Annotated in this window: 1 protein-coding gene and 1 pseudogene; both read left to right on the top strand. The window is 62.6% G+C overall.

Annotated elements, in window-relative coordinates; all coding sequences use genetic code 11:
- Positions 1–416 (top strand): annotated as a pseudogene (gene fumC, locus EN935_RS36545) (class II fumarate hydratase); the annotation flags it as partial.
- 238 nt (positions 417–654) lie between these two features.
- A complete protein-coding gene (locus EN935_RS36540) occupies positions 655–1,074 on the top strand; it encodes a DoxX family protein (RefSeq protein WP_127263987.1) in 420 nt (139 codons plus the stop codon).
- The last annotated feature ends 165 nt before the right edge of the window (positions 1,075–1,239 follow it).

Genomic DNA, 1,239 nt, shown 5'->3' with positions numbered 1-1,239 from the left:
ATCCGACCCAGTGCGAGGCGATGACCCAGGTCTGCGTGCAGGTGTTCGGCAACAATGCTGCCCTCACCTTCGCCGGCAGCCAGGGCCATTTCGAGCTCAACGTCTACAACCCGCTGATGGCTTACAACTTCCTGCAGTCGGTGCAGCTGCTCTCCGACGCCTCGGTCTCCTTCACCGACAATTGCGTCGTCGGCATCGAAGCGCGCGAAGACAACATCAAGGCGGCGCTCGACCGCTCGCTGATGCTGGTGACCGCGCTGGCGCCGACCATCGGCTACGACAATGCCGCCAAGATCGCCAAGACCGCGCACAAGAAGGGCACCACGCTGCGCGAGGAAGCGCTCGCCACCGGGCTGGTCAGCGAGGCCGATTACGACCGGCTGGTGCGGCCGGAGGACATGACGCATCCGGGTTAAGCAATTCCAGGAAAAGTGTCTTGCGGTTTTCCGTCCGGAATTGCGTCAGCCAGAAACCCGACATTTCGCGACGGGAGAATTTACTACCGTCGCGATCTGACCCGACGCGAATTTTGCGCAAGCCGCCCGATCACAGAAATGTAAGTACTGTGAACAATGTGTCGCCACTCTGGCGGCTTTGGTGAACAGTCCGAGTGCTCTATCTCACCGGTATCAACCCCTCCCGGAGAGAACCACCATGTCCATCAACACTTCAGTCGCCGGTTCCGGCACGTCCAATGCCTCGACCACCATCCTCCTCGGCCGCGTCCTACTCGCGGTCATCTTCCTGCTTTCAGGTTTCGGCAAGCTCACCGCCATCGCCGGCACGGCCGGTTATTTCGGCAGCCTCGGCCTGCCTTTGCCGACCGTGACGGCCACTGTCGTCGGCCTGATCGAGCTTCTCGGCGGCCTCGCCATCCTCGTCGGCTTCCAGACCCGGATCGTCGCCTGGGTGCTCGCGATCTTCACCGTCGCTACCGGCTTGGTCGCCCACACCGGTTGGGCTGACCAGATGCAGATGATCCAGTTTCTCAAGAACCTCGCCATCGCGGGCGGCTTCCTCCTGCTGGCCTCCTCGGGCGCCGGCTCCTATTCGATCGACGCCAAGCGCGGCTGAGCCACGACCACCAACAATCAAAAGAGGGGCGCGGAATTTTCCGCGCCCCTCTTTCGTTGTCTGTGCAGGCGTCCCAGCCAGCCGATTCCTGCTAGGGTCGCTGCGTCGGAATTGGCACAACCGCCCGGCCCGACCCGACAACGGAGGTGAACGCATGCCCCGCAA

Source organism: Mesorhizobium sp. M7D.F.Ca.US.004.03.1.1, assembly GCF_003998635.1.
Classification (GTDB): Bacteria; Pseudomonadota; Alphaproteobacteria; order Rhizobiales; family Rhizobiaceae; genus Mesorhizobium; species Mesorhizobium loti.
The sequence above is the reverse complement of the archived record's forward strand: the minus strand, read 5'-3'. Positions and strand labels throughout refer to the sequence as shown.

Bases quoted from the DNA above. Each gene is read 5' to 3' on its own strand.
- EN935_RS36540 (WP_127263987.1), top strand. From the start codon at position 655: ATGTCCATCAACACTTCAGTCGCCGGTTCCGGCACGTCCAATGCCTCG.